The organism is Roseateles sp. GW821-FHT02E12 (assembly GCF_059421665.1).
This window is the reverse complement of record NZ_JBWKVK010000004.1, coordinates 342,914-367,796: the sequence shown is the minus strand read 5'-3', so window position 1 is coordinate 367,796 and position 24,883 is coordinate 342,914. Positions and strand designations below refer to the sequence as shown.

At 67.5% G+C, this 24,883-nt stretch carries 19 protein-coding genes; 8 read left to right on the top strand and 11 right to left on the bottom strand.

Annotated features, from left to right (window positions below; translation table 11 throughout):
- Positions 1 to 14: 14 nt before the first annotated feature.
- Genes AC07V5_RS24445 through AC07V5_RS24435 form a run of 3 tightly spaced genes read right to left on the bottom strand, consistent with a single transcriptional unit; the run spans position 15 to position 3,556 of the window.
- Positions 15 to 1,598, bottom strand: a complete 1,584-nt coding sequence (locus AC07V5_RS24445; RefSeq protein WP_495118328.1) for a DHA2 family efflux MFS transporter permease subunit — start codon at positions 1,596 to 1,598, stop codon at positions 15 to 17.
- 15 nt (positions 1,599 to 1,613) lie between these two features.
- A complete protein-coding gene (locus AC07V5_RS24440) occupies positions 1,614 to 2,705 on the bottom strand; it encodes an HlyD family secretion protein (protein ID WP_495118327.1) in 1,092 nt (363 codons plus the stop codon).
- Positions 2,702 to 3,556 carry a pirin family protein gene (locus AC07V5_RS24435; protein ID WP_495118326.1) on the bottom strand — a complete coding sequence of 285 codons (855 nt, stop codon included), beginning with the start codon at positions 3,554 to 3,556 and terminating at the stop codon, positions 2,702 to 2,704. Before AC07V5_RS24435 ends, AC07V5_RS24440 begins: the two co-directional genes overlap by 4 nt.
- A gap of 100 nt (positions 3,557 to 3,656) precedes the next feature.
- Here AC07V5_RS24435 and AC07V5_RS24430 point away from each other — a divergent pair, with 100 nt between their 5' ends.
- Positions 3,657 to 4,601 (top strand): LysR family transcriptional regulator, encoded by a 945-nt coding sequence (locus AC07V5_RS24430; RefSeq protein WP_495118325.1) that lies wholly within the window; start codon positions 3,657 to 3,659, stop codon positions 4,599 to 4,601.
- A gap of 238 nt (positions 4,602 to 4,839) precedes the next feature.
- Positions 4,840 to 5,463: a PEP-CTERM sorting domain-containing protein gene (locus tag AC07V5_RS24425; protein WP_495118324.1), complete on the top strand. Its 624-nt coding sequence runs from the start codon at positions 4,840 to 4,842 to the stop codon at positions 5,461 to 5,463.
- Here AC07V5_RS24425 and ligA read toward each other — a convergent pair.
- The gene (gene ligA, locus AC07V5_RS24420) at positions 5,460 to 7,493 is read right to left on the bottom strand and encodes an NAD-dependent DNA ligase LigA (RefSeq protein WP_495118323.1); all 2,034 of its coding nucleotides are present in this window, start codon (positions 7,491 to 7,493) and stop codon (positions 5,460 to 5,462) included. The genes AC07V5_RS24425 and ligA overlap by 4 nt on opposite strands.
- Before the next feature lie 115 nt (positions 7,494 to 7,608).
- Here ligA and AC07V5_RS24415 point away from each other — a divergent pair, with 115 nt between their 5' ends.
- Both AC07V5_RS24415 and AC07V5_RS24410 read left to right on the top strand, forming a co-directional pair.
- Positions 7,609 to 9,153, top strand: coding sequence for a methyl-accepting chemotaxis protein (locus tag AC07V5_RS24415; protein WP_495118322.1), 1,545 nt, complete (start codon positions 7,609 to 7,611; stop codon positions 9,151 to 9,153).
- Between the two features lie 30 nt (positions 9,154 to 9,183).
- A complete protein-coding gene (locus tag AC07V5_RS24410) occupies positions 9,184 to 9,702 on the top strand; it encodes a hemerythrin domain-containing protein (protein WP_495118321.1) in 519 nt (172 codons plus the stop codon).
- 54 nt (positions 9,703 to 9,756) lie between these two features.
- On the opposite strand, the gene AC07V5_RS24405 is transcribed toward AC07V5_RS24410, so the two are convergent.
- Positions 9,757 to 10,455, bottom strand: coding sequence for a Crp/Fnr family transcriptional regulator (locus AC07V5_RS24405; protein WP_495118320.1), 699 nt, complete (start codon positions 10,453 to 10,455; stop codon positions 9,757 to 9,759).
- Between the two features lie 345 nt (positions 10,456 to 10,800).
- On the opposite strand from AC07V5_RS24405, the gene AC07V5_RS24400 reads away from it, so the two are divergent.
- The gene (locus AC07V5_RS24400) at positions 10,801 to 12,663 is read left to right on the top strand and encodes a carbohydrate-binding module family 20 domain-containing protein (RefSeq protein WP_495118319.1); all 1,863 of its coding nucleotides are present in this window, start codon (positions 10,801 to 10,803) and stop codon (positions 12,661 to 12,663) included.
- Here AC07V5_RS24400 and paeA read toward each other — a convergent pair.
- From paeA to smc, 4 genes are all read right to left on the bottom strand, one after another.
- A complete protein-coding gene (paeA, locus tag AC07V5_RS24395) occupies positions 12,653 to 13,954 on the bottom strand; it encodes a polyamine export protein PaeA (RefSeq protein ID WP_495118318.1) in 1,302 nt (433 codons plus the stop codon). The two genes, AC07V5_RS24400 and paeA, sit on opposite strands and share 11 nt — an antisense overlap.
- Positions 13,955 to 13,987: 33 nt before the next feature.
- Positions 13,988 to 16,714 carry a putative bifunctional diguanylate cyclase/phosphodiesterase gene (locus AC07V5_RS24390; protein WP_495118317.1) on the bottom strand — a complete coding sequence of 909 codons (2,727 nt, stop codon included), beginning with the start codon at positions 16,712 to 16,714 and terminating at the stop codon, positions 13,988 to 13,990.
- Between the two features lie 178 nt (positions 16,715 to 16,892).
- Complete coding sequence (locus AC07V5_RS24385) at positions 16,893 to 17,954, bottom strand: cell division protein FtsZ (protein ID WP_495118316.1); 1,062 nt, start codon at positions 17,952 to 17,954, stop codon at positions 16,893 to 16,895.
- Positions 17,951 to 21,466 (bottom strand): chromosome segregation protein SMC, encoded by a 3,516-nt coding sequence (smc, locus tag AC07V5_RS24380; protein ID WP_495118315.1) that lies wholly within the window; start codon positions 21,464 to 21,466, stop codon positions 17,951 to 17,953. The genes AC07V5_RS24385 and smc overlap by 4 nt, the downstream gene beginning before the upstream one ends.
- 162 nt (positions 21,467 to 21,628) lie before the next feature.
- Between smc and queF the strand changes: the two genes are divergently transcribed.
- Both queF and atpE read left to right on the top strand, forming a co-directional pair.
- The gene (gene queF, locus AC07V5_RS24375) at positions 21,629 to 22,069 is read left to right on the top strand and encodes a preQ(1) synthase (RefSeq protein WP_495118793.1); all 441 of its coding nucleotides are present in this window, start codon (positions 21,629 to 21,631) and stop codon (positions 22,067 to 22,069) included.
- An 83-nt stretch (positions 22,070 to 22,152) separates the two neighbouring features.
- The gene (atpE, locus tag AC07V5_RS24370; RefSeq protein WP_495118314.1) at positions 22,153 to 22,392 is read left to right on the top strand and encodes a F0F1 ATP synthase subunit C; all 240 of its coding nucleotides are present in this window, start codon (positions 22,153 to 22,155) and stop codon (positions 22,390 to 22,392) included.
- 8 nt (positions 22,393 to 22,400) lie between these two features.
- Here atpE and AC07V5_RS24365 read toward each other — a convergent pair whose 3' ends face one another.
- A complete protein-coding gene (locus AC07V5_RS24365) occupies positions 22,401 to 23,072 on the bottom strand; it encodes a cupredoxin domain-containing protein (RefSeq protein WP_495118313.1) in 672 nt (223 codons plus the stop codon).
- 62 nt (positions 23,073 to 23,134) lie between these two features.
- Here AC07V5_RS24365 and AC07V5_RS24360 point away from each other — a divergent pair, with 62 nt between their 5' ends.
- Positions 23,135 to 23,461: a YkgJ family cysteine cluster protein gene (locus tag AC07V5_RS24360; protein WP_495118312.1), complete on the top strand. Its 327-nt coding sequence runs from the start codon at positions 23,135 to 23,137 to the stop codon at positions 23,459 to 23,461.
- A 6-nt stretch (positions 23,462 to 23,467) separates the two neighbouring features.
- Here AC07V5_RS24360 and AC07V5_RS24355 read toward each other — a convergent pair whose 3' ends face one another.
- On the bottom strand, positions 23,468 to 24,682 hold the full coding sequence (locus AC07V5_RS24355; protein ID WP_495118311.1) for a tetratricopeptide repeat protein: 1,215 nt from the start codon (positions 24,680 to 24,682) through the stop codon (positions 23,468 to 23,470).
- Positions 24,683 to 24,883: the final 201 nt, after the last annotated feature.

Below are 24,883 nucleotides of genomic sequence, written 5' to 3'. Positions count from 1 at the left end.
TCTCTCTTTCGAATTCAGTGAGCGGCTTCAGCGGCGCCGGCGCCACCCAAAACCTTCTTGCTCATCCAGACGATGGCGACACACGCGAACAGCGCGATGCCCAGGATCAGGAAGGCGTCGTTGTAGGCCATGACGAAGCTGTCACGGCGCACGACGTTGTCCAGCGCCTTGATGGCCATGTCCTGCGCGGTGGTGAGGTCGGCACCCTTGCTGGCGAAGTTCTGCGCCAGCGTGTCCAGCCGGGCCTGCGTGGCCGGGTCGTAAAGGCTGACGGACTCGCCGACGCGGGCGCTGTGGAGGTGCTCGCGGTTGGTCAGCAGCGTGGCCAGCGTGGCGATGCCGACCGAGCCGCCGAGGTTGCGCATCATGTTGAACATGCCCGACGCGCTCGGCAGCAGGTTGGGCGGCACGCCGTTCACCGCGAAGTTGGTCAGCGTGATCATGATGAGCGGCTGGCCCAGTGCGCGGACGATCTGCGCAGCCAGCAACTCGGGGCCGGCCGTGTCGGCGCTCATGTGCGTGTTCATGAAGCACGAGATGGCGAACAGCGCCAGGCCCACGCTCATCATCACGCGGTTGTCCAGCTTGGTGGACAGCTTGGCCGCGAACGGCATGATGAAGAGCTGCGGCAGGCCCATCCACATGATGACCAGGCCGATCTGCATGGGCGTGTAGTTCGCGATCTGGCCCAGGTACAGCGGCAGGATGAAGGCCGAACCGTAGAGGCCCATGCCGGTGGCGAACGCGATGACGCCGGCGATCAGGAAGCTCGGGCGGCCGAGGATGTGCAGGTCGATGAAGGTGTTCTTGCGCGTCAGGCCGCGCCAGGCCCAGCCGTAGATGCCGCCCACCGCCAGCACGGCGGCCGTGATGATGAAGGGGCTCTGGAACCAGTCTTTGGCATTGCCCTCTTCCAGCATCGCGGTCAGCGAGCCCAGGCCCACAGCCATGAAGACAACGCCCCACCAGTCCACTTCACGCAGCAGCTTGAGGTTCATCGGCTCCTTGTCCAGGCCGATGGTGACGCCCAGCATCAGCAGCACGCCGGGCACCCAGTTGATGTAGAAGATGCTGGGCCAGCCGTAGAGCTCGGTCAGGTAGCCACCGACCGTGGGGCCCAGCGTGGGGGCCAGCGTGGCCGTCATGCCGAACAGCGCCAGGCCGATGGGCCGCTTGTTCAGCGGCAGCTTGCGCGTGACCAGCGTCATCGCCATCGGAATCATCACGCCACCCGTGAAGCCCTGGGCCGCGCGGAAGGCAATCATGCTTTCCAGGCTCCAGGCCATGCCGCACAACGTGCTGAAGATCAGGAACAGCGCGACGTTGACGACCAGGTAGCGCCGCGTGGAGAACACCATCGACAGGAAGCCCGCGAGCGGGATGACGACGATCTCGGCGACGAGGTAGGCGCTGGAGATCCAGGAGCCCTCTTCCTGCGTGGCCGACAGCGCGCCGAGGATGTCCCGCAGCGAGGAGTTGGTGATGGCGATGTCCAGCACCGCCATGAAGGCACCCAGCAGGCTGGCCAGCACGGCCAGCCAGGTGCGGCCGCTGACCTTTTGGTCAGGCGGCGGCGGGAGGTAGTTTTCGTTGCCCACGTGAATGCCCCGGGCTTACTCGGCGATCTCGACTTCCACCTGCACGGACAAGCCCGGCACGATGCGCGACGCGGCCTCACCCAGGCTCTTCAGGCTCTCAGGCTCGAACACGACCTTGACCGGCACGCGCTGGACGATCTTGGTGAAGTTGCCGGTGGCGTTGTCCGGCGGCAGCAGCGCGAAGCTGGCACCCGAGGCGGGCGCAAAGCTGTCGACGTGGGCTTCCAGCTCCTTGCCCGGGAAGGCATCGACCTTCACATGCACCTTCTGGCCCGGCTTCATCTTGGCGAGCTGGGTTTCCTTGAAGTTGGCAACGATCCAGGTCTCGGGCTCGACGATGGCCGCGAGTTGCTGGCCGGCCTGCACGCGCTGGCCCACTTCGACCGTGCGCTTGCCGATGCGACCATCGCTGGCGGCCTTCAGCTCGACGTAGCCGAGCTGGTTCTGTGCGTCCTTCAGCTGGGCTTGCGTGGCGCTCTTCTGAGCGTTGGCGGACTGGCGGGCGCTCTCGGCAGCGGTGACGGCTTCCTTGGCGGCGGAGGCGCTGGCCTTGCGGGCGGCCACGTCGGCACGGGCCACGTCGCGGGCGGCGAGGGCTCCATCAAGCTCCTGCTTGGATGTGGCGCGCAGTTCGGCACCGAACAGCGCCTGGCTGCGCTTGGCATCCAGCTCGGTGCGGGCCAGCACGCTCTCGGCCTGGGCAACCTGCGAATTCGTCACCGCGGCCTGGGCCTTGGCCTGGGCGATCTGGGCGGCGCTGGTGGCAATGGCCGCGTCGGCCTGGGCGATCTGCGCCTTCAGGCGCTCGATCTGCACGGCCGCGTCGGACGGGTCCAGGCGCAGCAGCACGTCGCCGGCCTTCACGACCGCGTTGTCCTGCATGTGCATCTCGGTGACGACACCGGCCACGCGCGTGGCGACCGGGTGAAGGCGGCCGGCGACGAAGGCGTTCTCCGTCTCGACGAGATGCTGAGCGCGCCACCACATGCGGCCACCCAGGCCGATGCCGCCGATCAGCAGCAGCGCGCCGACGAGGATCAGCGGCACGGGCGGGCCACTCTTGGTGGGCTTGGGCGCGGCGGCGGCGTTGTCTTGCGGTGCGTTCATGACAGGGTTTCCTTGTTGTTGGTGCTTAGGTTTGTTCTGGGAATAGATCGCGGACTGAGGCGGCCCATGCCGCCCGACTGGAATCGCTGCAGCGCGCTGACGACCTGGCTTTCGTCGCTCATGACGAAGGGGCCGTGGCGCACGACGGATTCATGAAGCGGCCGGCCGCAGAAGCAGGCCAGGCGCAAGGGTTCATCGGCCACGATGCGGGCACTGCCGCCTAGGGACAAGCTGAGCGCGCGGCCGATGGAAAGCGGCAGCTCGCCGGTACGGCCACTGCCGTGGATGGGGATGGCGAAGCCTTGCTCCCCCTCGGGCAGCACGAAATCGAAGGCGGCGCCGGCGTCGATGTCGGCCAGCACCAGCGAGGTCGACCAGGGCAGATCGAGCGCGGTATCGGCACCAAAAACCTGCACCGCCCGCCAGCCCTCGCCCACGCGGCGCGGCATCTGCTCGGGGGCCAGGCGCATCACGGTGGGTGCGCGCAGCTTCTGGTCGGCCGGCAGGTTCACGAAGATCTGCAGGCCATGCGCCTCGCGACCGGGCTCGGCCGGGAATTCATCGTGCATGACGCCGCGGCCGGCCAGCGTCCAGTGCAGGCCGCCGGGTTGGATGGCGTGCTCGCCGCCAAGGGAGTCGCGGCTGACCATGCCGGTGGCCGAATCGTCGAAGAGATAGGTCACCGCCGAGAACCCGGCGTGCGGATGCGGTGCAAACGCCGGCTCGCTCATGCGGAAGTGATCGACCATGATGAAAGGGTCGAGCAGCGCCAACGGTTCACGCCAGCCCTCGGCCTGGAAGCCGGCGCCGATGCGGTGCCGTTGGGGCTGAAGAAGACGGGCGGTTGACATGATGGGCCGGACTGTAGAGAGTTCCATTTCCGGCGAATAGCCGCAAAACTCAAACGCACCGTTCCGGAAACGAAACGAAATAAAACGAGATATTCACACCATGAAGATCGATGACCTGCTCTTGCTGGCCCAGGTTCACAAGGCCGGATCGCTGTCCGAGGCGGCCCGCCAGCTGGACCTGCCCAAGGCCACGCTGAGCCGGCGCCTCACGGCGCTGGAGACCTCGGTGGGCGCCCGCCTCTTTGTGCCGGGCGCCAGCCGCATGACGCTGACCGAGCTGGGCGAGCAGCTCGCCGAGCGCGCTGCCAGGCATGACGAGGACATCGCCGAGACACGCGATTGGCTGGCTTCGCGCGACGCATCACCCCAGGGGCGCCTGCGCGTGTCGGTACCGGCGGAGTTCGCCATGCTGGTGCTGGCTGAGAGCTTTGCGCGCTTCGTGCGGCGCTATCCCAAGGTGGAGCTGGAGGTGGACACCACGCCGCGCCGCGTCGACCTCTTCAACGAGCCCTACGACGTGGCCATGCGCGTAGGCCCGGTGGACGAGCCTGACCTCATCGCCCGCGAGTTCATGATGCTGGAGCGCGGCCTTTACGCCAGCCCGGTGTACTTGCAAGCCCGCCCCGCGCCCCAGACGGCGACGGACCTGGCGGGACACGATTTCGTCGTCATGACCCAGGCGCGCGAGGCAGGCAAGCGCCGGCTGCTGAATGGCTCGCAGACCTTCGACATCGACCTGCGCGGCCCGTTGGAGGCCAACTCCATCGGCCTGGTGCTGGCGCTGACGCGCGCCGGCGGCGGCATCGGCAGCTTTCCTTACGGCATGGTGGCCGCCGACATCGAGGCAGGCACCCTGGTGCCTGTGCTGCCTGAGTGGAGCTACGAGCCCATGGCCGTGACGCTGCTCACCGCGAGCCGCCGACTGATGCCCGCCAAGACCCGCGCCTTCATCGACCATCTGTTCGAAACCAAGCCCGACTGGGCCAAGGGCCCGTTTCTCAACCCGCTAGCAAAGCCTTCAGCCCGGACCCGTCTGGCACCGTGACGCCCAGCGTATGGCTCTTCTTCACGCGGTCGGCGGGTGCGTCCCAACCGGCCGCTTGACAGCTCTGGTCCCGCGCCCCCATTTGCTCGCAAGCCGAACGGGTAAACGACGGCCATACCTGGGCTAAGACAAAGCTAGCGTAAACGCTGTGCTTCTGCCGACTAAACAACCAAAAGTGAGATGCAAAATTAGGTACGAGCCATTTCATGAATTCGATGGCCAAAACCAGGGAGGAAAAATGAAGATTTGTGCGTGGAAAGCGTTCAGCGTTGCGACCCTCAGCCTCACAGCAATCAATGCTGATGCAAGCAATCATGTGCTGACTTTCAGCGGCGCCGTCGGGAACGGATACGTCTACTCCTACGATGTGGGTGCCATTCACTATGACGCTTGGAGCTTACTGCTTGATGGGCTGAGCAGCTCAAATGGCTTTGAGGTCAGTCAAGGCGATACCGTGTCCGCTGTGATTCGGTTTGACCAGGCGCTGAACGTTCCGTCGGCGAAAATGATTAACTGGTATCAGCTGATCCTCGCCGGAGTCGACTTTCCGGCCACGTCCATAGCCACTGAAGGCACCGTCACCGTCAAGCTCGGCGGGACGACGATTTCATCGGAGTCCAACAACTGCGCCACGATTTACCAGATTGCGAATTGCTGGGTTCGGGTTGCGCCAAACAACGCAGCTGCAAGTTTTGACGAGATATCACTCGACTTTTCGATCAAAACCTTGTCGACTCCCGTAACGGTGAATCAGGGGACATTCACGTACCTCTTGATGAGTCCGGCGATGGTCCCGGAACCCATGACAGTCTCTTTGATGATCGCCGGCCTCGGCTTACTTGCTTTCCGTCGACGCACTTAAGCATCTTCACCAAGCAGGGCCCTCAGCCCTGCTTCGTCCAGCACCGTAACGCCCAGCGTGCGGGCCTTCTCCAGCTTGCTGCCGGCCTCTTCGCCGGCGATGACGTAATTCGTCTTCTTCGACACCGAGCCGCTGACCTTGCCGCCGGCATCCTCTATGAGGGCCTGGGCCTCGTCGCGGGAAAGAGTCGGCAGCGTGCCGGTCAGCACCAGCGTCTTGCCCAGCAGCGGGCGCGGCCGGTCGTCGGCTTCGCCGGCGCTTTCCTTGGGCGCCACGCCGGCCGCCAGCAGCTGCTCGACGACCTCGACGTTGTGCGGCTGCGCAAAGAAGGTGTGGATGCTGGCCGCCACGATGGGGCCAACGTCGGCCACCTCCAGCAGTTGCTCGACGCTGGCACTCATCAGCTTGTCCAGCGTGCCGAAGTGGCGCGCCAGCTCCTTGGCCGTCGTCTCGCCAACCTGCCGGATACCCAGCGAGAACAAGAAGCGCGCCAGCGTGGGCGTCTTGCTCTTCTCCAGCGCGTCGACGATGTTCTGCGCGCTCTTCTCGGCCATGCGGTCCAGCGCGGCGAGCTTGGCGACGCCGAGCTTGTAGAGGCCCGGCAGGCTCAGCACGATGCCGGCGTCCACCAACTGCTCGACGAGCTTGTCGCCCAGGCCCTCGATGTCCATCGCGCGGCGGCCGGCAAAGTGCAGCATGGCCTGCTTGCGCTGGGCCGGGCAGAACACGCCGCCCGAGCAGCGGTAGTCCATGCCGCCGCGCTCGCGCACCGCTTCGCTCTTGCACACCGGGCATTCGCGCGGCAGACGGAAGTTGGGCACGTAGCTGGCGCGCTCGCCAGGCACGCGGCCGACCACTTCGGGGATCACGTCGCCCGCGCGGCGCACGATGACCTTGTCGCCCACGCGCACGCCCTTGCGGCGCATCTCGAAGACGTTGTGCAGCGTCGCGTTGCTGACGGTCGTGCCACCAACAAACACCGGGTCCAGCCGCGCCACCGGCGTCAGCTTGCCGGTGCGGCCCACCTGCACGTCGATGGCCAGCAGCGTCGTCACCTGCTCCTGAGCCGGGTATTTGTGGGCCACGGCCCAGCGCGGCTCGCGGGTCTTGAAGCCCAGCCGCGCCTGCAGCTCGCGGGAGTTGACCTTGTAGACGATGCCGTCGATGTCGAAGGGCAGCGCGTCGCGCCGGGCGGCGATGGCCTGGTGGAACTGCACCAGGCCTTCATGCCCCAGGGCCACCACGCGGTCGGCGTTAACCGGCAGACCGAAGGCCGCCAGTGCGTCCAGCATGCCGGCGTGCGTGGCGGGGATCTCCCAGCCCTGCACCTCGCCCAGGCCGTAGGCGTAGAAGCACATCGGCCGCTGGCGCACCAGCGCCGGGTCGAGCTGGCGGATGGCGCCGGCTGCCGTGTTGCGCGGGTTCACGAAGGTCTTGTCGCCGCGCTCGCGCTGGCGCTCGTTGAGCTTCTCGAAGTCGTCGCGGCGCATGTAGACCTCGCCGCGCACCTCCAGCACCGCGGGGGCATCGCCCTTCAGTCGCAGCGGGATCTGCCCGATGGTGCGCACGTTCTGCGTGACATCTTCGCCCGTCTCGCCGTCGCCACGGGTGGCGGCTTGCACCAGCACGCCGTTCTCGTAGCGCAGGTTCATCGCCAGGCCGTCGAACTTCAGCTCGGCGGCGTACTCCACGGGCGTGTCGGCCTCGGTCAGCGCCAGCTCGCGGCGCACGCGCGCGTCGAAGGCGATGGCGCCGCCTTCGGTCGTGTCGGTCTCGGTCGTGATCGACAACATGGGCACGGCGTGGCGCACCGGCGTCAGCCCGGCCAGCACGGCGCCGATGACGCGCTGCGTCGGCGAATCCGCCGTCAGCAGCTCGGGGTGGGCGGCCTCGATGGCCTGCAGCTCGGCAAAGAGCTTGTCGTACTCGGCGTCCGGCAACTCGGGCGCGTCGAGCACGTAGTAGAGGTGGGCGTGGTGGTTCAGCTGGGCGCGCAGTTCGGCGGCGCGCTGGGCGGGAGCAACGGTCATGCCGCCATTGTCGCGGCGGCCGAAGCCGCGATAGCCGGCAGACATCGTTGTCTCGGCGCTGCAGCGATGCCATCATCAAACCACCGGCCCGCGTCGGGCCGCAAGGGAGAAACGAATGTTGTCGAATCTTCGTGTCGGTCCGCGCATGGCGCTGGCCTTTGGCTTGTTGCTGGCGCAGATGCTGGCCATGGGCGGTTTTGCCAGCAACCGCGTGGCGCGCGTGCAGGCCAATGTGCTGGACCTGGCGGACAACTGGCTGGTTAGCACCCAGCAGCTGGCCGGCATGAACGAGGCGCTGAACCAGATGCGCCGCGCCGAGCTGCAGCTGGCGCTGGGTGGGTCGCCCGAGGAGATGGCCGCCGAGCAGCAGCGCATCGCCAAGCAATGGGAGGCGCTCGGGCCGCTGCTCAAGGCCTATGGCGAACTGCTGAGCCCCGCGGAGAAAGAGCCTTTCCAGGCCTTCCAGACCACGCTGGACGCCTACAAGGCCGGCCAGGTGAAGATCAGCGCACTGGTCAGCGGCGGCAAGGCCGACGAAGCCGTGGCGCTGATACGCGGCGACTCGCGCAAGCAGTTCAGGGCCAGCACCGAGGCGGTGCGCAAGCTCATCGACATCAACGGCGCCGGCGCCCAGCAGGCGCGGGCCGAGGCCTTGAGCAGCTACAGCGCCGTGCTGTGGGGCATCTGGAGCATGGTGGCCGTGGCCATGGCTTTGGGGGCGCTGGTGGCCTGGCGCATGACACGCTCGGTCACCCAACCGCTTCAGCTGGCGGCCGCAGCGACGGAGCGTATCGCCGGCGGCGACCTGACGACCGACGTGGACAGCCGGCTCGGTGACGAACTGGGCGACCTGCTGCGGGGCCTGTCCCGCATGCAGCATGCGCTGCACGAGTCCATCAGCACTGTGCGCAGCAGCGCGGACGCGATCGCGACGGCCAGTGGCGAGGTGTCGGCCGGCAGCCTGGACCTGTCGTCACGCACCGAGCAGGCCGCCGCCAGCCTGGAAGAGACGGCCGCGGCCATGCATCAGATCACCGACACGGCCCAGTCCAACGCCAGCTCGGCCGGAGAAGCCAACCGCCTGGCCTCGGGCGCCTCAGGCGTGGCGGCGCGCGGCGGCGCAGCGGTGGGCGAGGTCATCCGCACGATGGACGCCATCCAGCAGTCCTCGCGCAAGATCGCCGACATCATCGGCGTCATCGACGGCATTGCCTTCCAGACCAACATCCTGGCCCTGAACGCTGCGGTGGAAGCCGCCCGCGCCGGCGAGCAAGGGCGCGGCTTCGCGGTGGTGGCGGCCGAGGTGCGCACCTTGGCCCAGCGCAGCGCCCAGGCGGCGCGCGAGATCAAGACGCTGATCTCAGGCTCGGTGGAGCATGTGGAGGTCGGTTCGCGCCAGGTGGCCGATGCCGGCTCGACCATGCAGGAGGTGGTGCAAGCGGTACAACGCGTGACCCAGGTCATCGGCGAGATCAGCACCGGCGTGCAGAACCAGACTCAAAGCCTGACGGAGGTGCATACGGCCGTCACTCAGCTCGACACCATGACGCAGCAGAACGCGGCACTGGTGGAAGAGTCGGCGGCGGCGTCGGAGGCGCTGAAGCTTCAGGCATCGACCCTCGCCGAAGTCGTGGCGCGCTTCAGGTTGCGGCGCGCCTGAGTGAGGGTGGCGGCGGTGAGAATCGACCGCATGGCCACCTCTCCCCTGCTCCACGCCGGCCCGGCGGTCGGCTTCGACCAGCCCTTCGAGATGCTGCTCGCCTGCCACGAGCGCGTGCAGCGCAGCCTGAGCCTGCTGCTGCGTCTGCAAGCCCACGTGGCGGCGCATGGCGCGGACGACCAGGCGCGCGACGCGGCCCGGGATGTGCTGCGCTACTTCGACCTGGCCGGCCCCAAGCACCACGAGGACGAGGAGCGCCACGTGCTGCCTCGGCTGCGCGCCGCGGGCCTGGGCCAGTTGGCCGACCAGCTGGCGGCGGAACATGCCGAGATGGCGCGCCAGTGGGCGGCACTTCATCCTGCCCTGGAGGCGGTGGCGGCCGGGTCGGGCAAGGCGTTGGATGCGAGGGCCTGCCGGGCGTACGCGGATCTCTACGCCGGCCACATGGCCGCCGAGGAAGGCCAGGCCTTCCCGACGGCAGCGCAGGGCGCAGGCGCGGCAGCCCTCGCTGCGATGGGCGCCGAGATGGCCGGCCGCCGGCGCGGCTGAATCACCTGCGGCCGTCCGGGCCAACGGCGGCGTCGATGTTGCGGAACTGCTGTCTCAGCGCGCAGCGGCGGCGTGCTGCGCCAATGCGGCAGGGTCCGGCAGGCGGATGTCGCGCCTGTCGATCTGCAGCAGGCCCAGGCCCTCCAGCTCGTGCAGCACGCGCGAGAAGTACTCCGGTGTCAGTGACAGCAGCGACGCCACCGTGGCCTTGGCCGCGGGCAGGCTGACGACGGCCGGGCCGGGCTGGCCGGGGTCCACATCGCGCAGCAGATAGCCGACGACCCGCTGCAGGCCCGACTGCAGCGAGCCGGCCTGCACGTCCTGCACCAGGCCATGCAGGCGACGCGACATGCCCGACAGCATCCTCAGCGCAAAGCCGGCGTCGAGCTGCAGTTCGGCCAGCAGCGCCTGGCGCGGCACCTGCAGCAGCACCGCGTCGCTGAGCACCTGGGCGTTGATCGGGCACGGCCGCTCCAGGAAGACCAGCGCCTCGGCAAAGCTCTGGCCGGCGCCGACGAGTTCGATCACCCTTTCGTTGCCGTTGGGCGCCGCCATGTACAGCCTCACCTGGCCACTCACGACGATGAAGAAGGCGTCGCAGGTTTGCCCGGCCCACAACACAGGCTGGCCACGCGCCGCCTGCAGCAGGCGGCAGGCCGAGGCCAGGCGTTGCAGCGCGGCCTCGTCGACATCGACGAACAGCGGCTGCGTGCGCAGGAAGTGGGGGATGCTGAACGGGGCGAGCATGGCCATGCGGTGAGGGCTGCATGCTGAAGGCCGCGGCCGCCAAGCCCTTTGACGCGCATCAAGCGCCTGCAACTCTTCGTTGAGGCTCCTTTCTTTGATCAAAGAAAGTTGCAAAGTTACAAACAAAAAATCAACCCAGCGGTTGCGAGTCATTCGACACCCTCAATGAACCAGCAGCGTTCTAGGGGTGCAATTGGATTGCTAAGTAGTTTTCCTACGCAATCACCGCAGCCAACTGTCTAGAGTCGCGCCACTTTCCAGATTCAGGAAAGGCGGCCAGGGCATGCAGTCGATTGGCCGAAACAGCCGCCCCGCGACGAGGGCGGCGTCGATCAAACCGGAGACACACCCATGCACAAGCTGCCACTGAGCCGCAGGCTCTTCCACGCCCTGACGCTGGCTTCCAGCGCCGCCGCCCTGGCCTCCTTCGCGCCCCCTGCCCTGGCGCTCAACCCGAACTCGACGTCCGTCCAGATGTTCGAGTGGAGCTGGCCCGACATCGCCACCGAATGCACGCAATGGCTGGGCCCCAAGGGCTTTGGCGGCGTGCAGATCTCGCCGCCCGGCGCGAGCAAGAACGCCAATGGCTGGTGGGGCGTCTATCAGCCCGTCAACTACGCGAACCTCACCAGCCGCATGGGCACGCCCTCGCAGCTGCAGGCCATGATCAACACCTGCCACACGGCCGGCGTGCGCGTCTACGCCGACATCGTCGTCAACCAGATGGCCGACGGCAGCGGCACCGCCACCGACGGCTCGACCTGGAATGCCGGCACGCTGGCCTACCCCTTCTTCAGCGCCAGCGACTTCCACGCCAACTGCAACATCAACGACAGCGACTACAACTCGCCGTCGGGCCGCAGCAATGTGCAGAACTGCCGTCTCGGCGGCCTGCCCGACCTGGCGACCGAGAGCAGCTATGTGCAGGGCCAGATCGCCAACTACCTGAAGGCCTTGCTGGCCATGGGCGTGGATGGCTTTCGCATCGATGCGTCCAAACACATGCCCGCCGGCAGCTGGACGACCATCATGAACGCCGTGAAGGCCGCCTACCCGACGAACCTGCAGGGTGAGCCCATCTGGGTCACGCAGGAAATCATCAACGACGGCGAGGTGGACCGGCCAAGCTACTTCCCCGTCGGTACGCTGAACGAGTTCCAGTTCACGTCGGCGATGCGCGACGTCTTTCGCAACAACAACGGCCTGAACCTCGCCAGCATCCCCAGCGTGATGGGCACCTGGGGCAACTGGGGCGGCAGCTGGGGCTTCATCCAGCCGCAGAACGCCACCATCTTCGTCACCAACTGGGACACCGAGCGCAACGGCGGCTCGCTGAACATCAACAACAACGGCGGCGCCGATGCCGGCGGCCAGCGCTACACGCTGGCCCATGTCTTCATGCTGGCCCAGGGCTATGGCGAGGCCCAGCTCTACTCGGGCTTCAAGTTCACAGACACCGGCGCCGACCGGCCCAGCACCAGCCCCTACAGCGGCGGCACGCCACAGATCAACGTCGTCTGGGACTTCGCCCACCGCTGGACGCCGCTGGCGAACATGGTGGCCTTCCGCAATGCGTCCATCGGTCAGGCGCAGCAGAACTGGATCGTCGGCAACAACGGCAACCAGGTCGCCTTCAGTCGCGGCAATGTCGGCTTCGTGGCGCTGAACAACAGCAACAGCGCCTGGACGCGCACGTTCGCCACGGGCCTGGCCGCGGGCACCTACTGCAACGTCATCAACGGCACGAAGAACGCCGCCGGCACCGGATGCACGGCGGACTCGGTCACCGTCGACGCCAGTGGCAACGCCAGCATCACGGTACCGGCCAACAGCGGCAGCCCGACGCCAGCGGTGGCCATCTACACGGGCCAGAAGACCAGCAGCGGTGGCAGTTCGTGCGCCGTGACCTTCACGATCGCGAATGCCAACACCGTATCCGGCCAGAACCTGCGCGTCGTGGGCAACGTGACCGGCCTGGGCGCCTGGGCGCCGGGCTCCGGCTTTGCGCTGACCATCCAGGGCTCGGGCGCCAACGTGCCGTGGACGGGCACGGTCAGCCTGCCGGCCGGCACGGCGATTCAGTACAAGTATGTGAAGTGGAATGGCTCTTCGGCCGTCTGGGAAAGCAACCAGGCCACCGGCAGCGGCAACCGCGAGTTCACGAGCTGCACGAGCGGCTCTCAAGCCCGCAGCGACGGCAACTTCAAGTTCTGACGGCGGGCGCTACCGCGGTGATCATCACCTGGTCCACGCGGTAGCTGTCCACGTCGACGACCTCGAAGCGCCAGCCTTCCCATTCGACGACATCGGTGCGCCGCGGAATGCGGCGCAGCATGACCATCAGGAAGCCCGCCAGCGTGTCGTAGGTGCCGGCATGCGGCCAGCCCTCGATGCCCAGCGAGCGCTCGACATCGGGGATGGGCGTGATGCCGTCGGCGAGGAAGGACCCGTCCTCCCGGCGCACGATCTGTTCCTCGTCGTGCGGTGCGACCAGGCTGCCCATCACCGTGTTCATCACGTCGTTCAGCGTGATGACGCCCACCACGCGGCTGTATTCGTTGACGACGACGGCGAAGTCTTCATGCGCCTCGCGGAACTGCGTCAGCATCTCCGAGAGCGTCAGCCGGTCCGGCACGATGAGCACCTTCTTGACCAGCACGCCGCCGTCCTCGCGCAGCGACAGCTGCTCGTCACGCAGCACGCGCTGGAACAGGTTGGTCGCATCCACATAACCCACGACCTGATCAACATCGCCGTCGCAGACGAGATAGGTCGAGTGCGGCGTGTCGGCGATGCGGTTGCGGATCAGCACGTCATCGTCGTCTCGCGAGAAGAAGACGATGCGCTCTCGCTCCGTCATCACCGTCTCGACGGTGCGCGTGTCCAGCTCGAAGACATTGGCGATGACCTGCTGCTCTTCGTCCGCCACGACGCCGGCCTGGTAGCCGGCCTCGGTCAGTGCCAGGATGTCGCGATAGCTGATGGTCTCGTCGCGCTTGGCCGGCAGGCCCAGCAGGCGGATCAGGCCTTCGGTGATGCTGCTGAAGAACCAGGCCAGCGGCTTGAGCACGCGGCACAGCGTCAGCATCGGCCCCACCAGGGTCATCGCAACGCGCTCGGGCTCGTTCATCGACAGGCGCTTGGGCACCAGGTCTGCCAGCACGATGAAGAGCGAAGTGATGCTGATGAAGGACGCCGCAAAGCCCAGCGTCGCGGCCAGCTCGGGTGAAACGACCAGCCGCAGAGCCGCTTCGAAATGAGGCGTGAACGCGCCCTCACCCACGATGCCGGCCAGGATGGCGACCGTGTTGACGCCGATCTGCACGACGGTGAAGTAGTCGCCCGGGTGCTCCTGCACGGCCAGCACCTTGGCTGCGCGGGCGTCGCCTGAATCGGCACGCTGCTGCAGGTTCAGTCGGCGCGACGCCGCCAGCGACAGCTCGGCCATCGAGAAGAAGGCGCTGGCGGCGATGAGGAGGGCAATCAGCAGCAGGCTGGTGGTCAAACGCCGGGTCCGGGAACTGAACGAAGGGTCAGTTTATGCCGCCACCCCGGTCTCGCGGCCGCACTTCTCCATGAAGGCCGTCGCGTCCGCCACCGGCACCGGGCGCGCGTAGCCAAAGCCCTGCATCACGTCGCAATGCCAGCCGCGCAAGCAGGCCTCCTGGCTGGTGTCCTCGACGCCTTCGGCCACCACCGTCAGCCCCAAGCTGTGCGACAGCTGGATCATGGCCTGCACGATGGCCGCGCCGCGCTCGTCATGGCCGAGGTCGCGCACGAAAGCCCGATCGATCTTCAAGCGATTGATAGGGAAGCGCTTCAGATAGGCCAGGCTCGAATAGCCGGTGCCGAAGTCGTCGATGGCCAGGTGCAGGCCCAGCGCACGCAGCTCGGCCATCTTGGCGATGGTGGACTCGGCGTCGTCCATCATGGCGCCCTCGGTGATCTCCAGCTCGATGAAGCGCGGGTTCATGCCCGACATGGACAGCGCCTCGCGCACCGTGGCCATGAACTCGGGATGCTGGAACTGCCGCGGCGAGATGTTGACGGCCACGATGGGCCGGCCCAGGCCGCTGTCATGCCAGGCCTTGGCCTGGCGGCAGGCCTGCTGCAGCACCCAACGGCCGATGGGCACGATAAGGCCGGATTCCTCGGCCAGCGGAATGAAGCGGTCGGGCGGAATCAGGCCGTCGGGGCTGCGCCAGCGCAGCAGGGCCTCGAAGCCCGACAGCCGGCGCGTGCGCAGATCGCACTGCGCCTGGTAGAAGAGTTCGAACTCACCGCGGTCCAGGGCCTGCGACAACCGGGCCTCCAGCAGCAGCCGGTCCTCCTGGTCTGCAGCCAAGCCTTCCGTGAAGACCACCGCGCTGTTGCCGGGCTGGCGCTGGGCCTGGCGCATCGCGAGCTGGATGGCCTTGGCGACATCGGCCGTCTGCGCGCCATGCCGCGGGTACTCGGCGGCGCCGATGCTCAGCGTCACGGCAAGCTGCTGGCGCTGCACCTCGAAGACCGGCTGCATGACCTGCAGCAGCCGATCCAGCAGGTCGCGCAGGGCGCTATCGTCGCCCAGGGCGGGCACGATGGCGCCGAAGGAAAGTCCGTCCATCCGGTAGAGCTGGCCGCCGGCGGTCTCGACGATGGACTTCAGCCGGCCCGCCACCTGGCACAGCAAATCGTCGCCGGCGGCATGGCCCAGGCTGCCCATGATGCGGCTGAAGCGGTTGATGGCGATGCCCAGGCCGATGAAGCTCTCGTTGTTGAGCTCCTTCGCTCGCTGCTCCAGCGCACGGCGGTTGGGCATGCCGGTCACGCGGTCGTGCAAGCCGACGTAGGCCAGCTCAGCGTTGTGCGCCTGCAGCGCACGGTTGGCCTTGCGGGCGCGGCGGTACAGGGCCACCGTCAGCAGCACGACGACGAGCATGGCCATGGCCAGGCCCAAGGTCAGCCGCCTTTCGCTGCTGTGGCGCTCCAGCTGGCTGGCCTGCAGCTCGTTGTCGTGCTTGAGGGTCTCCAAGGCGCGTTGGTTCTGCTCGAAGCTGGAGCGGCGTTGCAGCTCCAGCACGGTGCTGACGCGGTCACTGCGCACCAGCTCGGTCTCCAGTGCCATAGCCCTGCGCGACTGGCGCACGGCCCCGGCCACGTCGCCCAGGGTTTCCAGCAGGTCGGCATGGCGGTTCAGCTGCTCCATCAAGCGCACCTTGCGGCCCCGCTTCTCCAACGCTGCCAGTCCCTGGCTCACCAACTGCTCGCCGGCGGCCTTCTGGCGCAGGCCGAGTCGCGCCAGCCCCAAGCTGATGGTGGCCACGGTCACGGCTTCCTCATCACCGCCCTCCTGGCGGGTCAGCTTGAGCGCCCGCTCGGCATAGCTCTGGGCGGCCGCGAAGTTGCGCGCACTCAGGTGCAGGTCGGCCAGTTCCTGTACCCCCTCCGCCTGGCTGCTGAACCAGGTCGCACTGCCAGAGGCGGGATTCACGGCCGCAGCATTCGCCGCCACTGCAGGCTCGATGCTGGCGGCCAGACGGCGCGCCTGCTCCCGCGCGCGATCCCGTGCCATGGGGCGACCGGCCTCTTCCTCGGCCAGAGATTCGATCAGCTTGGCAGCGAGTTGCAGGGGCTTGCTGCCTGCGGCCTCTGCCAGGCGGAAGGTCTGCTGCGCGTCGGCCCGTGCACCGTCGATGTCGCGCAGGGCCAAGCGTATGGGTGCCAGTGCACTATGCGCCTGCGCGCCGCGCCGTGGGTTGGACTGGGCCTGCGCCGATCGGCTCGCCGCGGCATAGGCACGCAACCCCTCCTGCAGATGGCCCGTCGCCAGGCTGATGTTGCCGGCTGTCATGAAGACCCAATAGCGCAGCGGCTCGTCCTGCGTCTTCTCGAGCCAGGGCAGGGCTTCATTCATCCAGCCATAGGCGGCGGTCAAGCGCCCCGACAGCTGCAGCATGGTCGCCCGCAGCGCATAGGCCGAAGCCAGGGCCGCGGCATTGTTTTCGCGCTCGCCCAGGTCGATCAGCTCGGTCGTCGCCGCGTCGACCACGGTGAACTGATCCATCAGGCCATGGGCATAGCCCCAGGCTGCGAGGAAGACTCGCAGGTTGTCGCCGCCCAGGGCACGGGCCTGCGCTTCCAGCGGCCGCAGCCGGGCAACGACCTCGGGCGGCTGGCCGCCATGGCTGGCTTCGATGGCCTCGATCTGCTGGGCGAGCGTGGGGGCAGCCAGACAAGGCTGGGCAAGCAACGACAGCAACGCCAGCAGCAACAGCCACCCCACCAGCCAGGATCGGTTGGCTGGACGAAGGATTGAACTGAAATCTTGGGGGAAGCCGCCGCTGCGCATCAGGCTTGAAAGGCCGTGTAACGCGCGGACTTTAGAAGCTTTGCTTCCCGCTGTCCCCTGAGTCGTCAGTTAGGTCGCAGCGTTTGCGCGGCCAATGTCACGCCGGCTGCGATCAGCTGAACAGCCTGCGGGCTGCCGGCGAGCCTGCGGCCAGATCACGCTCGGCCAAGGCCTCGTAGAGCTTCTTCAGCTCGACGTCGATGGACGCGAAGGCATGCAGGCCCAGCACCTGGCCACGGTCGTCGCAGACATCAGCTTCCAGATCGCGGGCCAGCGCTCGGGCCGACTCCTGCCAGATCGCAAAGGGTTCCAGCTCGGCCGACGTCTGCGGCACGTCCAGCGCCAGCGTCAGCTCGCGCAGCGACAGCGCCTCGGGGTCCTCCGCGAGGGCCGCCTGGGCGTCGAACTGCAGCGTCAGCACCGGCGGCGCGCCCTCCTCGTCTGCGGGCAGCACCAGGCGGCCCGGCAGCGCACCGGCAACAAAGCCGTGGCGGCCGGCGGCCTGCTGCACGAAGCCCGGCGTCCATGCCGCGGCCTTGGCGCGCAGCAACAAGGCGAGCTGGGCATCGTGGCTGGCAGCGAACTGGTCCAGCTCGCGGGCGCGAGCGACGACGTCCAGCATGTCCGGGAACTGCACGAAGCCACCGACACCGTCGGCAAAGCCCTGGATCTTCTGCACGAACTCAGAGTACTCGATCTCGTTGAGCGCGCCGCTGCGGTTGGCCATCTTCACGCCGACCTGGAACTCGCCGTAGCGCTGGCCCGGTGCGGGCAGCTCCCACTCGCCGGTCTCGGCGTTCAGGCCTTCGATCTGGAACGGTTTGGTGCCGGCACGGCGGCTGCCAGGCTGGTGCTGCAGCGCCAGCTCGCCAGCCACGGGTGCCTCGATGGTGACGGTGGCGATGGCGTCGATCAGCGCATCGATGCGGGCGGACGGCCGGCGCAGCGGGCGAGCCACGGCGGGCAGCGTCGCGTCCAGCGGATCGACCGCGGCAGGCTGGCCTTCGACCGGGGCATCAGCCGCGCCAGGGGCGGCGCCGAAATGCGGCTCTTCCATCGGCGGCACGGCGCGCTTGGGGCCGGCCTTGCGGGCGGCCCAGGCGCCGTGAGCGACGACGCCGGCCAGCACAAGGCCACCGGCGATGGCGAGGAGTTCGGTGAGGCTGAGGGTCATGCCACCTCCGCCATGGCCAGCGCCTTGTCCATGTCCACCGCGACGATGCGTGACACGCCTTGCTCCTGCATGGTCACGCCAATCAGTTGTTCAGCCATTTCCATCGCAATCTTGTTGTGCGAGATGAAGAGGAATTGCGTGCCGGCGCTCATCTTGGTGACGAGCCGCGCATAACGCTCGGTGTTGGCGTCGTCCAGCGGCGCGTCCACTTCGTCGAGCAGGCAGAAGGGCGCCGGGTTGAGCTGGAAGATGGCAAACACGAGGGCGATGGCGGTCAGCGCCTTCTCGCCGCCCGACAGCAGGTGGATGGTGCTGTTCTTCTTGCCCGGCGGTTGGGCCAGAACCTGCACGCCGGCGTCCAGGATTTCGTCACCGGTCATGACGAGTCGGGCCTCGCCGCCACCGAAGAGCTCGGGGAACATGCGGCCGAAATGCTCATTGACCTGGTTGAAGGTCGAACCCAGCAGGTCACGGGTTTCGAGGTCGATCTTGTGGATCGCGTCTTCCAGCGTGCCGATGGCCGAGTTGAGGTCGGCGCACTGCGAGTCGAGGAAGGTCTTGCGCTCGCGAGCGGTGGTCAGCTCGTCCAACGCGGCGAGGTTGACGGCGCCGAGCGCGGCGATCTCGCGGTTGATGCGGTCGATCTCGCCCTGCAGGCCGTAGAGCTTCACGGCGCCGTCTTCGATGGACTTGGCCAGCACCTCCAGGTCAACGGCGGCAGCTTCGAGCTGCTCGCGGTACTGCGCGCCTCCGAGCTGGGCGGCCTGCTCTTCGAGCTGCAGCTTGGTGATGGCCTCGCGCAGCGGGTCCAGGCTGCGCTCGAAGGTCATACGCTGCTCGTCGGCCTTGCGCAGGCGCAGTGAAAGGTCGTCGTAGTTGGCGCGCACGGCGGCCAGCGCCTGTTCACGCTCGACCTTGATGGCCAGCGCATCCTGCAGGCCGGCCTGGGCGGCGGCGTCGTTCAGCGTGTCAAGCTCGCCCTGCAGGCTGGCGGCGGAGGTGGCAACCGTGGCGATCTGCGCCTCGGCCGTCTCGATGCCGCGCTGCAACTCGCCGCGGCGGGCAGCCAGCGTCTGCGTGGCGAAGCGGGCCTCCTGCGAGCGGCGCTCCAGCGCGCGCAGCTGCTCGCGGGCGTCGGCCAGCTTGCGCTCAGCGGCGATGGTGCCGTCTTCCAGTTCGGCATGGCGCTGCTGGGCGTCGCCGAGCTGGATGTCGAGTTCCTCGAAGCGTGCTTCGCCAACGGCGCGGCGCTCCTGCAGGCCCTCCTGCTGGGCAGCAATCTCGGCCAGCTCGGCGTCCAGCGCGCTGCGGCGTTGCTGGCTGGCTTCGGCTTGTTGGCTCAGGCGCAGCAGCTCGACGTGGATCTGGTGGGCGCGCGTCTGGGCCTCGCTGGCCTCGCGGCGCAGCGTGGAGAGCCGCCCGTTGGCGTCGTTGAACTGGTGCTCGATGCGGCTCAGCGACAGGCGGGCTTCGTCGGCAATCAGGTTCTGGGCGCGCTGCGCCGTCGTCAGCTGCTCGATCTCCTGGGCGCGGGCCAGCAGGCCGGCCTGCTCGGAATCGGGCGCGTAGAAGGTCACCGAGAACTGGCCGACGGCGTGGCCCGCCGGCGTGAGGATCAGCTCGCCATGCGTGAGCTTGCCGCGAGCGGCCAGCGCCTCGTCCAGCGTCGGCGCGGTGTAGACGCCTTCGAGCCAGTCGTTCAACAAAGCGGACAGGCCTGCGTCGTCCAGACGCAGCAACTCGCTCAGCTTGGGCAGCGTCTCGTGCGTGTTGGCGATGGCGCCAGGCGGCGTCGAATAGAAGGCCAGGCGCGCCGGCGGCGCGTCGGCTTCGAAGGCGCGCACGGTGTCCAGGCGGCCGACGCTCAAGGCGCCCATGCGCTCGCGCAGCGCGGCCTCCAGCGCGTTCTCCCAGCCGTGGGCGATGTGCAGCTTGGTCCACAGGCCTTGCAGGCCGTCGAGACCATGCTTGGCCAGCCAGGGCTTGAGCTTGCCTTCGGTCTGCACCTTTTCCTGCAGCGCCTTCAGCGCCTCCAGGCGGGCCGTCAGGTCGGACTGTTTGGCGAGCTGCGCGTTGGTGTCCTGCTGCAGCGTGCGGCGCTGCTCTTCGAGCTGCGGCACTTGCTCGGCCAGCTCCTGCAGGCGGGCATCGGACAGGTCACGCGCCTCGTCGGCCGCGGCGCTGCGTTCGCGCAGGGCTTCGAGCGCGTCGTGGTCGGGAGCGCCAAGGGCGCGGGACTCGGCCGTCAGCCTGTCCTCGCGCTGGCGCAGCGCCCTTGCCTGCTCGTCCACGCTTCGGCTCTCGGCGGCCAGCACCTGGATCTGCTGCTGCACCTGGGTGACCTGGGTGCGCTGCTCATTGGCGCGATTCTGCGCAGCGCGCAAGGCATCCTCGCTCTGCGGCAGCTGGGCCTGCTGCTCCTCGGCCTGGGCGGCCAGGATCTCGCTCTGCTCATCGGCGCCGGCGATCTGCTCGGCAATGCCTTCGAGTTCGGCCTTGGCCTGCTCAACGCGCTCGCGCCACTGGCCGTCCTGCGCGTGCAGCTCGGCCAGGCGTTGTTGAGCGCGGTTGCGGCTCTCGACGACGAAGCGGATGCGCTCTTCGAGCCGGCTCACTTCGAGCTGGGCCTCGGCATAGCGGCCCTGGGACGCATGCAGCTCGTCGCCCGCGGCGTAATGGCCCTGGCGCACTTCTTCCAGCATGGCCTCGACAGCGCGCAGCTCGGCGGTGCGTGATTCGAGTGCATTCTGTGCCTCGGCGTGCGCTGTCTTGACGCGCGCCGCTTCGTTGCCGGCGTCGCGCAGTTTCAGGAACCACAGCTGGTGCAGCTTCAGCGTGCCGCTGTCCTGCAGGCTGCGATAGCTCGCCGCGACCTCGGCCTGGCGCTCCAGTTTCTCGAGGTTGGCGTTCAGCTCGCGCAGGATGTCGTCGACGCGGGTCAGGTTCTCGCGTGTGTCCTTGAGCCGGTTCTCGGTCTCGCGGCGGCGTTCCTTGTACTTGGACACGCCGGCCGCTTCTTCCAGGAACAAACGCAGCTCTTCGGGCTTGCTCTCGATGATGCGCGAGATGGTGCCCTGGCCGATGATGGCGTAGGCGCGCGGCCCCAGGCCCGTGCCGAGGAACACGTCCTGCACGTCGCGGCGGCGCACCGGCTGGTTGTTGATGAAGTAGCTGCTGGTGCCGTCGCGCGTCAGCACGCGCTTGACGGCAATCTCGGTGAACTGGTTCCACGGCCCGCCGGCTCGGGCGGACTGGTTGTCGAACACCAGCTCCACGCTGGAACGCCCCGCCGGCTTGCGGTTGCCGCTGCCGTTGAAGATGACGTCCTGCATGGACTCGCCACGCAGCTCGCTGGCCTTGCTCTCGCCGAGCACCCAGCGCACCGCGTCCATGATGTTGGACTTGCCGCAGCCGTTGGGGCCGACGACGCCGACGAGTTGCCCAGGCAACTGGAAGGTCGTGGGTTCAGCGAAGGATTTGAAGCCGGCAAGCTTGATCGAATTCAACCGCATGAAGCTTGGACGTAAGCCCTTGATTTGGCTAAAGAAAAGCGCCTTTCAGGGGCGCTTCAACGGGGTCGGATGATAGCATTCGCACCCTCTCAAAAAGACCCGTGCACCATGGCTACCAAGAAGTCCGCCTCCGCCCCCGCCGCCGCCAAGAAGAAGCCCAAGATGCGCGAGGTGCCCAAGAACCCGCCCACCAAGCCGAGCAAGGACATCCTGGTCTTTCCGAACCCGAACCCGGAGCGGGACTACACGATCCAGTTCCAGGTGCCCGAGTTCACCTGCCACTGCCCGCTGACCGGCCAGCCCGACTTCGCCCACTTCACGATCGACATGATTGCGGACGAGCTCTGCGTGGAGCTCAAGAGCCTGAAGATGTACTTCTGGAGCTACCGCAACGAGGGCGCCTTCCACGAGAAGGTCACCAACACCATCCTCGACGACATCGTGAAGGTGACCGACCCGCGCTTCATCCGCATCACCGCCAAGTGGTACGTGCGCGGCGGCATCTACACCAACGTGGTGGCCGAGCACCGCAAGCCCGGCTGGACGCCCGCGCCCCGCGTGGACCTGCCGGCCCACGGCTTTGAATCGGGCATGCTGGGCTAGGCTGAAATCAACGACCTCCCAGGTCATCGACGCCACGCGGGCCGCCCCCGAGACTTCTTCGTGCCAACACAAGGAGTCACGACATGCCCGCTTTCGATTCGCTCCCCCTCGCCGTCGCGCTGCTGATCGGCATCCCCGCCTTCGGCTCCTGCCTGGGTATCGGGCTGGCCAGCATGAAGCTGCTGGAGGGCATCGCCCGCCAGCCCGAGATCGCGCCGGAACTTCAGACCAAGTACTTCCTGGCGGTCGGCGTGACGGATGGCGCCTTCATCATCGCCACCGGTATCGGGCTGTGGTTCGCGACGGCGAACCCTTTCAAGTAACGGGTGAACTAGCCGCCGAAGTACGGGTCGCCCGCAGGCCGCTTCCTGCGCGCCGGGGCGATCTGCGTGGTGATGGATACCGCGCTGCCGCCGGCGGCCACCTGAACGGTCGTCGGTGCGCCGTCGACCAACTGGTCCGGGTGCCAGATGCGCACGCGGGCCGGGCCCTCGGGCAGGCCCTGCAGCACCGCCTTGCCATCCTCGCCACCGAGCTTGGCCCAGGGCGTGTCGGCCACGTAGATGTGGCCGCGCATCGAGCCATGAATGTGGCAGCCCAGCAGATACGCACCGGGCTGGGTCAGCACCTTGCTGTCGCTGGAGGGTGGCTTGCTGCCGACGCGGCCGGCGAGCCGGAACTGGGTGTTCTGGCCCGGGTCGACGTAGACGCCGCCGGCCCCCATCACCCCGAGGATGACGTGATGGTCCCAGGTGTCGAGGTTGCTGAAGCCGACCTTGGCACCCAGGCCGACGACGGTGACGGTCGGCACGAAGCGCAGCTTTTCCTGCGTCACGTTCGCCTCGAGCACGGGCGCCGGCCGCGGCCCCTGCACGGTGCTGTCGACAAGCACGACAGCGTCAGCCAGCGGCTTGCCGTTGCGGTCGAGCACGGTGACGGTCAGGTCGGCAGCCTGTGCTGCGGCAGCGGCCAGCAGCAGAACGGAAATCAAGGTAGCGCGCATGGTGTGGGCGTGGCTTGGCGATGGGATCGGGCCAGTGTCTCACCGCTGCCTACACTGGTGAGATGAGTGCGAACCCCTGCCTGACCTGCGGCGCCTGCTGCGCGAGTTTCCGGGTCGATTTCGACTGCAGCGAACTTGAAAGCCAGGGCGGCCGCGTGCCCGACGGGCTGGCGGTGGAGCTGACCGGCCGCCTCGTGCGCATGCGCGGCACCGACCATGCCCAGCCGCGTTGCGCGGCGTTGACCGGCAAGGTGGGCGTCAAGGCCAGCTGCGGCATCCACGAGTGGCGACCTTCGCCCTGCCGAGAGTTCGGCGAGCGCGCGCCCATGGGCATCGGTGATGACGCCTGCGCAAGGGCCCGAGCCCGGCACGGGCTCCCGCCGATCTGAGGCGTTTTACGACCCGGCCGCGCCGCGAATCGGCACGCGCTGGCGCTGCTGCTCACGCATCTCGTTGAGCCAGGCCAGCTTGGCGCCGTAGAGCTCACGGTCCTTGACCGTCGAGCTGTTCTCCAGCGCCTTGGCAATCTCGCCGCGCGCACCGTTCACATCGCCCATGCCGTAGTTGGCCAGGCCCAGCCAGAAGTGGAACTCCGGCACGTAGGCCGCGCGCGCTATTTCCTTGCGGAAGAGCTGGCGGGCGGCCGCGAACTCGCCGGCACGCATCGCCGCCACGCCGTCGTCGAAGAACTTGTACGGCGCCACGGGCTGGATCTGGGCCAGTTGGGTGGCATAGACCTGCGCCTCCTCGCGGCGGCCGGTGTCGCTCAGCACCAGGATGAGGTTGGACATGGCCTGGGTGTTGAGCGGCTCGCGCTGCAGCACCAGCCGCAGCGTGGCCTCGGCGCGGTCGTACAGGCCCTTGCGGCGGTAGAGCACGGCGAGCGTGTTGTAGGCCGAGAGCCAGCGCGAGTCGGTCAGGATGGCCTCGCGTGCCCACCAGTAGGCTTCGTCCACCTGGCCCACGGTCAACGCCTCGGCAGCCTTGTTGTTGAGGAACATCGCGAGGATGGTGGACTCGTCGACGACGCGGCTGCGGTGGTTGCGCACCTGGTTCGGGGGCAGGAAGTCGATGGTCAGCAGTTCGGGGTCGCCGAAGACGACGCGGGTACCCGTGGACAGCGGCCGAGCGAGGCTGATGTTGACGTGGCCAGCGACGAAGAAGATGCCGTTGGCGCGCGTCCAGCTCTCTTCGAGATAGACGCTGTTGAAACGCACCGGCATGTTCATGTGGCGGGCGAAAGCGGCTGTCATCAGCACGAGAGACATGCAGTTGCCGCGCTTGGCATCGAAAGCCTCAGCGGCGGTGCGGGTGGTCTCGGCGTCGTAGTCCAGCTGCAGCCGGCCGCGGGTGTAGAGGGCGTCGATGAGGCCATCGCGCAGGCCCTTGAGGCGGATCTCGCTGGCCATCTCCGTTTCGGCAAAGCGCTTCATTGCCGGGCTCAGCGCCAGCGCCTCACGGGCGTCGATGCGAACGTCGGGCCGCCGGAAGGCGGAGTCCACGAAGACGTCGGTGCTGGGCGCCTCCTTGGGTTCGACGGCACAACCCGTCAGCCCGGCTCCAACACCGGCAAGCACAAGGATGGCGACCAGGGCGCGGATCTTTTTCATGTCAGTCTCCTGACACAAGCTTAGTCCTGCGCTGGGCTCCTGTCTTGAGTCATCCCGCACGCTTTCGCGGGGTCCGAGCCTCTCGATCACTCTGGCTTATCGCTGCCAAGCCAGAGAAGCAAAACTACATTCATGGCCTGAAAATTCAGCCAAAAGGCCAATTCAAGCCCAATACTTCACGACAACCGCCCTACAGGCCTC

Excerpts from the sequence above, each read along its gene's own strand:
- AC07V5_RS24410 (WP_495118321.1), top strand. The coding sequence starts at position 9,184 with ATGGCCACCTCTCCCCTGCTCCACGCCGGCCCGGCGGTCGGCTTCGAC.
- queF (WP_495118793.1), top strand. The coding sequence starts at position 21,629 with ATGCGCGAGGTGCCCAAGAACCCGCCCACCAAGCCGAGCAAGGACATC.
- AC07V5_RS24400 (WP_495118319.1), top strand. The coding sequence starts at position 10,801 with ATGCACAAGCTGCCACTGAGCCGCAGGCTCTTCCACGCCCTGACGCTG.
- AC07V5_RS24365 (WP_495118313.1), bottom strand. The coding sequence starts at position 23,072 with ATGCGCGCTACCTTGATTTCCGTTCTGCTGCTGGCCGCTGCCGCAGCA.
- ligA (WP_495118323.1), bottom strand. The coding sequence starts at position 7,493 with ATGACCGTTGCTCCCGCCCAGCGCGCCGCCGAACTGCGCGCCCAGCTG.
- AC07V5_RS24385 (WP_495118316.1), bottom strand. The coding sequence starts at position 17,954 with ATGACCCTCAGCCTCACCGAACTCCTCGCCATCGCCGGTGGCCTTGTG.
- smc (WP_495118315.1), bottom strand. The coding sequence starts at position 21,466 with ATGCGGTTGAATTCGATCAAGCTTGCCGGCTTCAAATCCTTCGCTGAA.
- AC07V5_RS24360 (WP_495118312.1), top strand. The coding sequence starts at position 23,135 with ATGAGTGCGAACCCCTGCCTGACCTGCGGCGCCTGCTGCGCGAGTTTC.
- AC07V5_RS24430 (WP_495118325.1), top strand. The coding sequence starts at position 3,657 with ATGAAGATCGATGACCTGCTCTTGCTGGCCCAGGTTCACAAGGCCGGA.
- atpE (WP_495118314.1), top strand. The coding sequence starts at position 22,153 with ATGCCCGCTTTCGATTCGCTCCCCCTCGCCGTCGCGCTGCTGATCGGC.
- AC07V5_RS24435 (WP_495118326.1), bottom strand. The coding sequence starts at position 3,556 with ATGTCAACCGCCCGTCTTCTTCAGCCCCAACGGCACCGCATCGGCGCC.
- AC07V5_RS24405 (WP_495118320.1), bottom strand. The coding sequence starts at position 10,455 with ATGGCCATGCTCGCCCCGTTCAGCATCCCCCACTTCCTGCGCACGCAG.
- AC07V5_RS24355 (WP_495118311.1), bottom strand. The coding sequence starts at position 24,682 with ATGAAAAAGATCCGCGCCCTGGTCGCCATCCTTGTGCTTGCCGGTGTT.
- AC07V5_RS24415 (WP_495118322.1), top strand. The coding sequence starts at position 7,609 with ATGTTGTCGAATCTTCGTGTCGGTCCGCGCATGGCGCTGGCCTTTGGC.
- AC07V5_RS24440 (WP_495118327.1), bottom strand. The coding sequence starts at position 2,705 with ATGAACGCACCGCAAGACAACGCCGCCGCCGCGCCCAAGCCCACCAAG.
- AC07V5_RS24425 (WP_495118324.1), top strand. The coding sequence starts at position 4,840 with ATGAAGATTTGTGCGTGGAAAGCGTTCAGCGTTGCGACCCTCAGCCTC.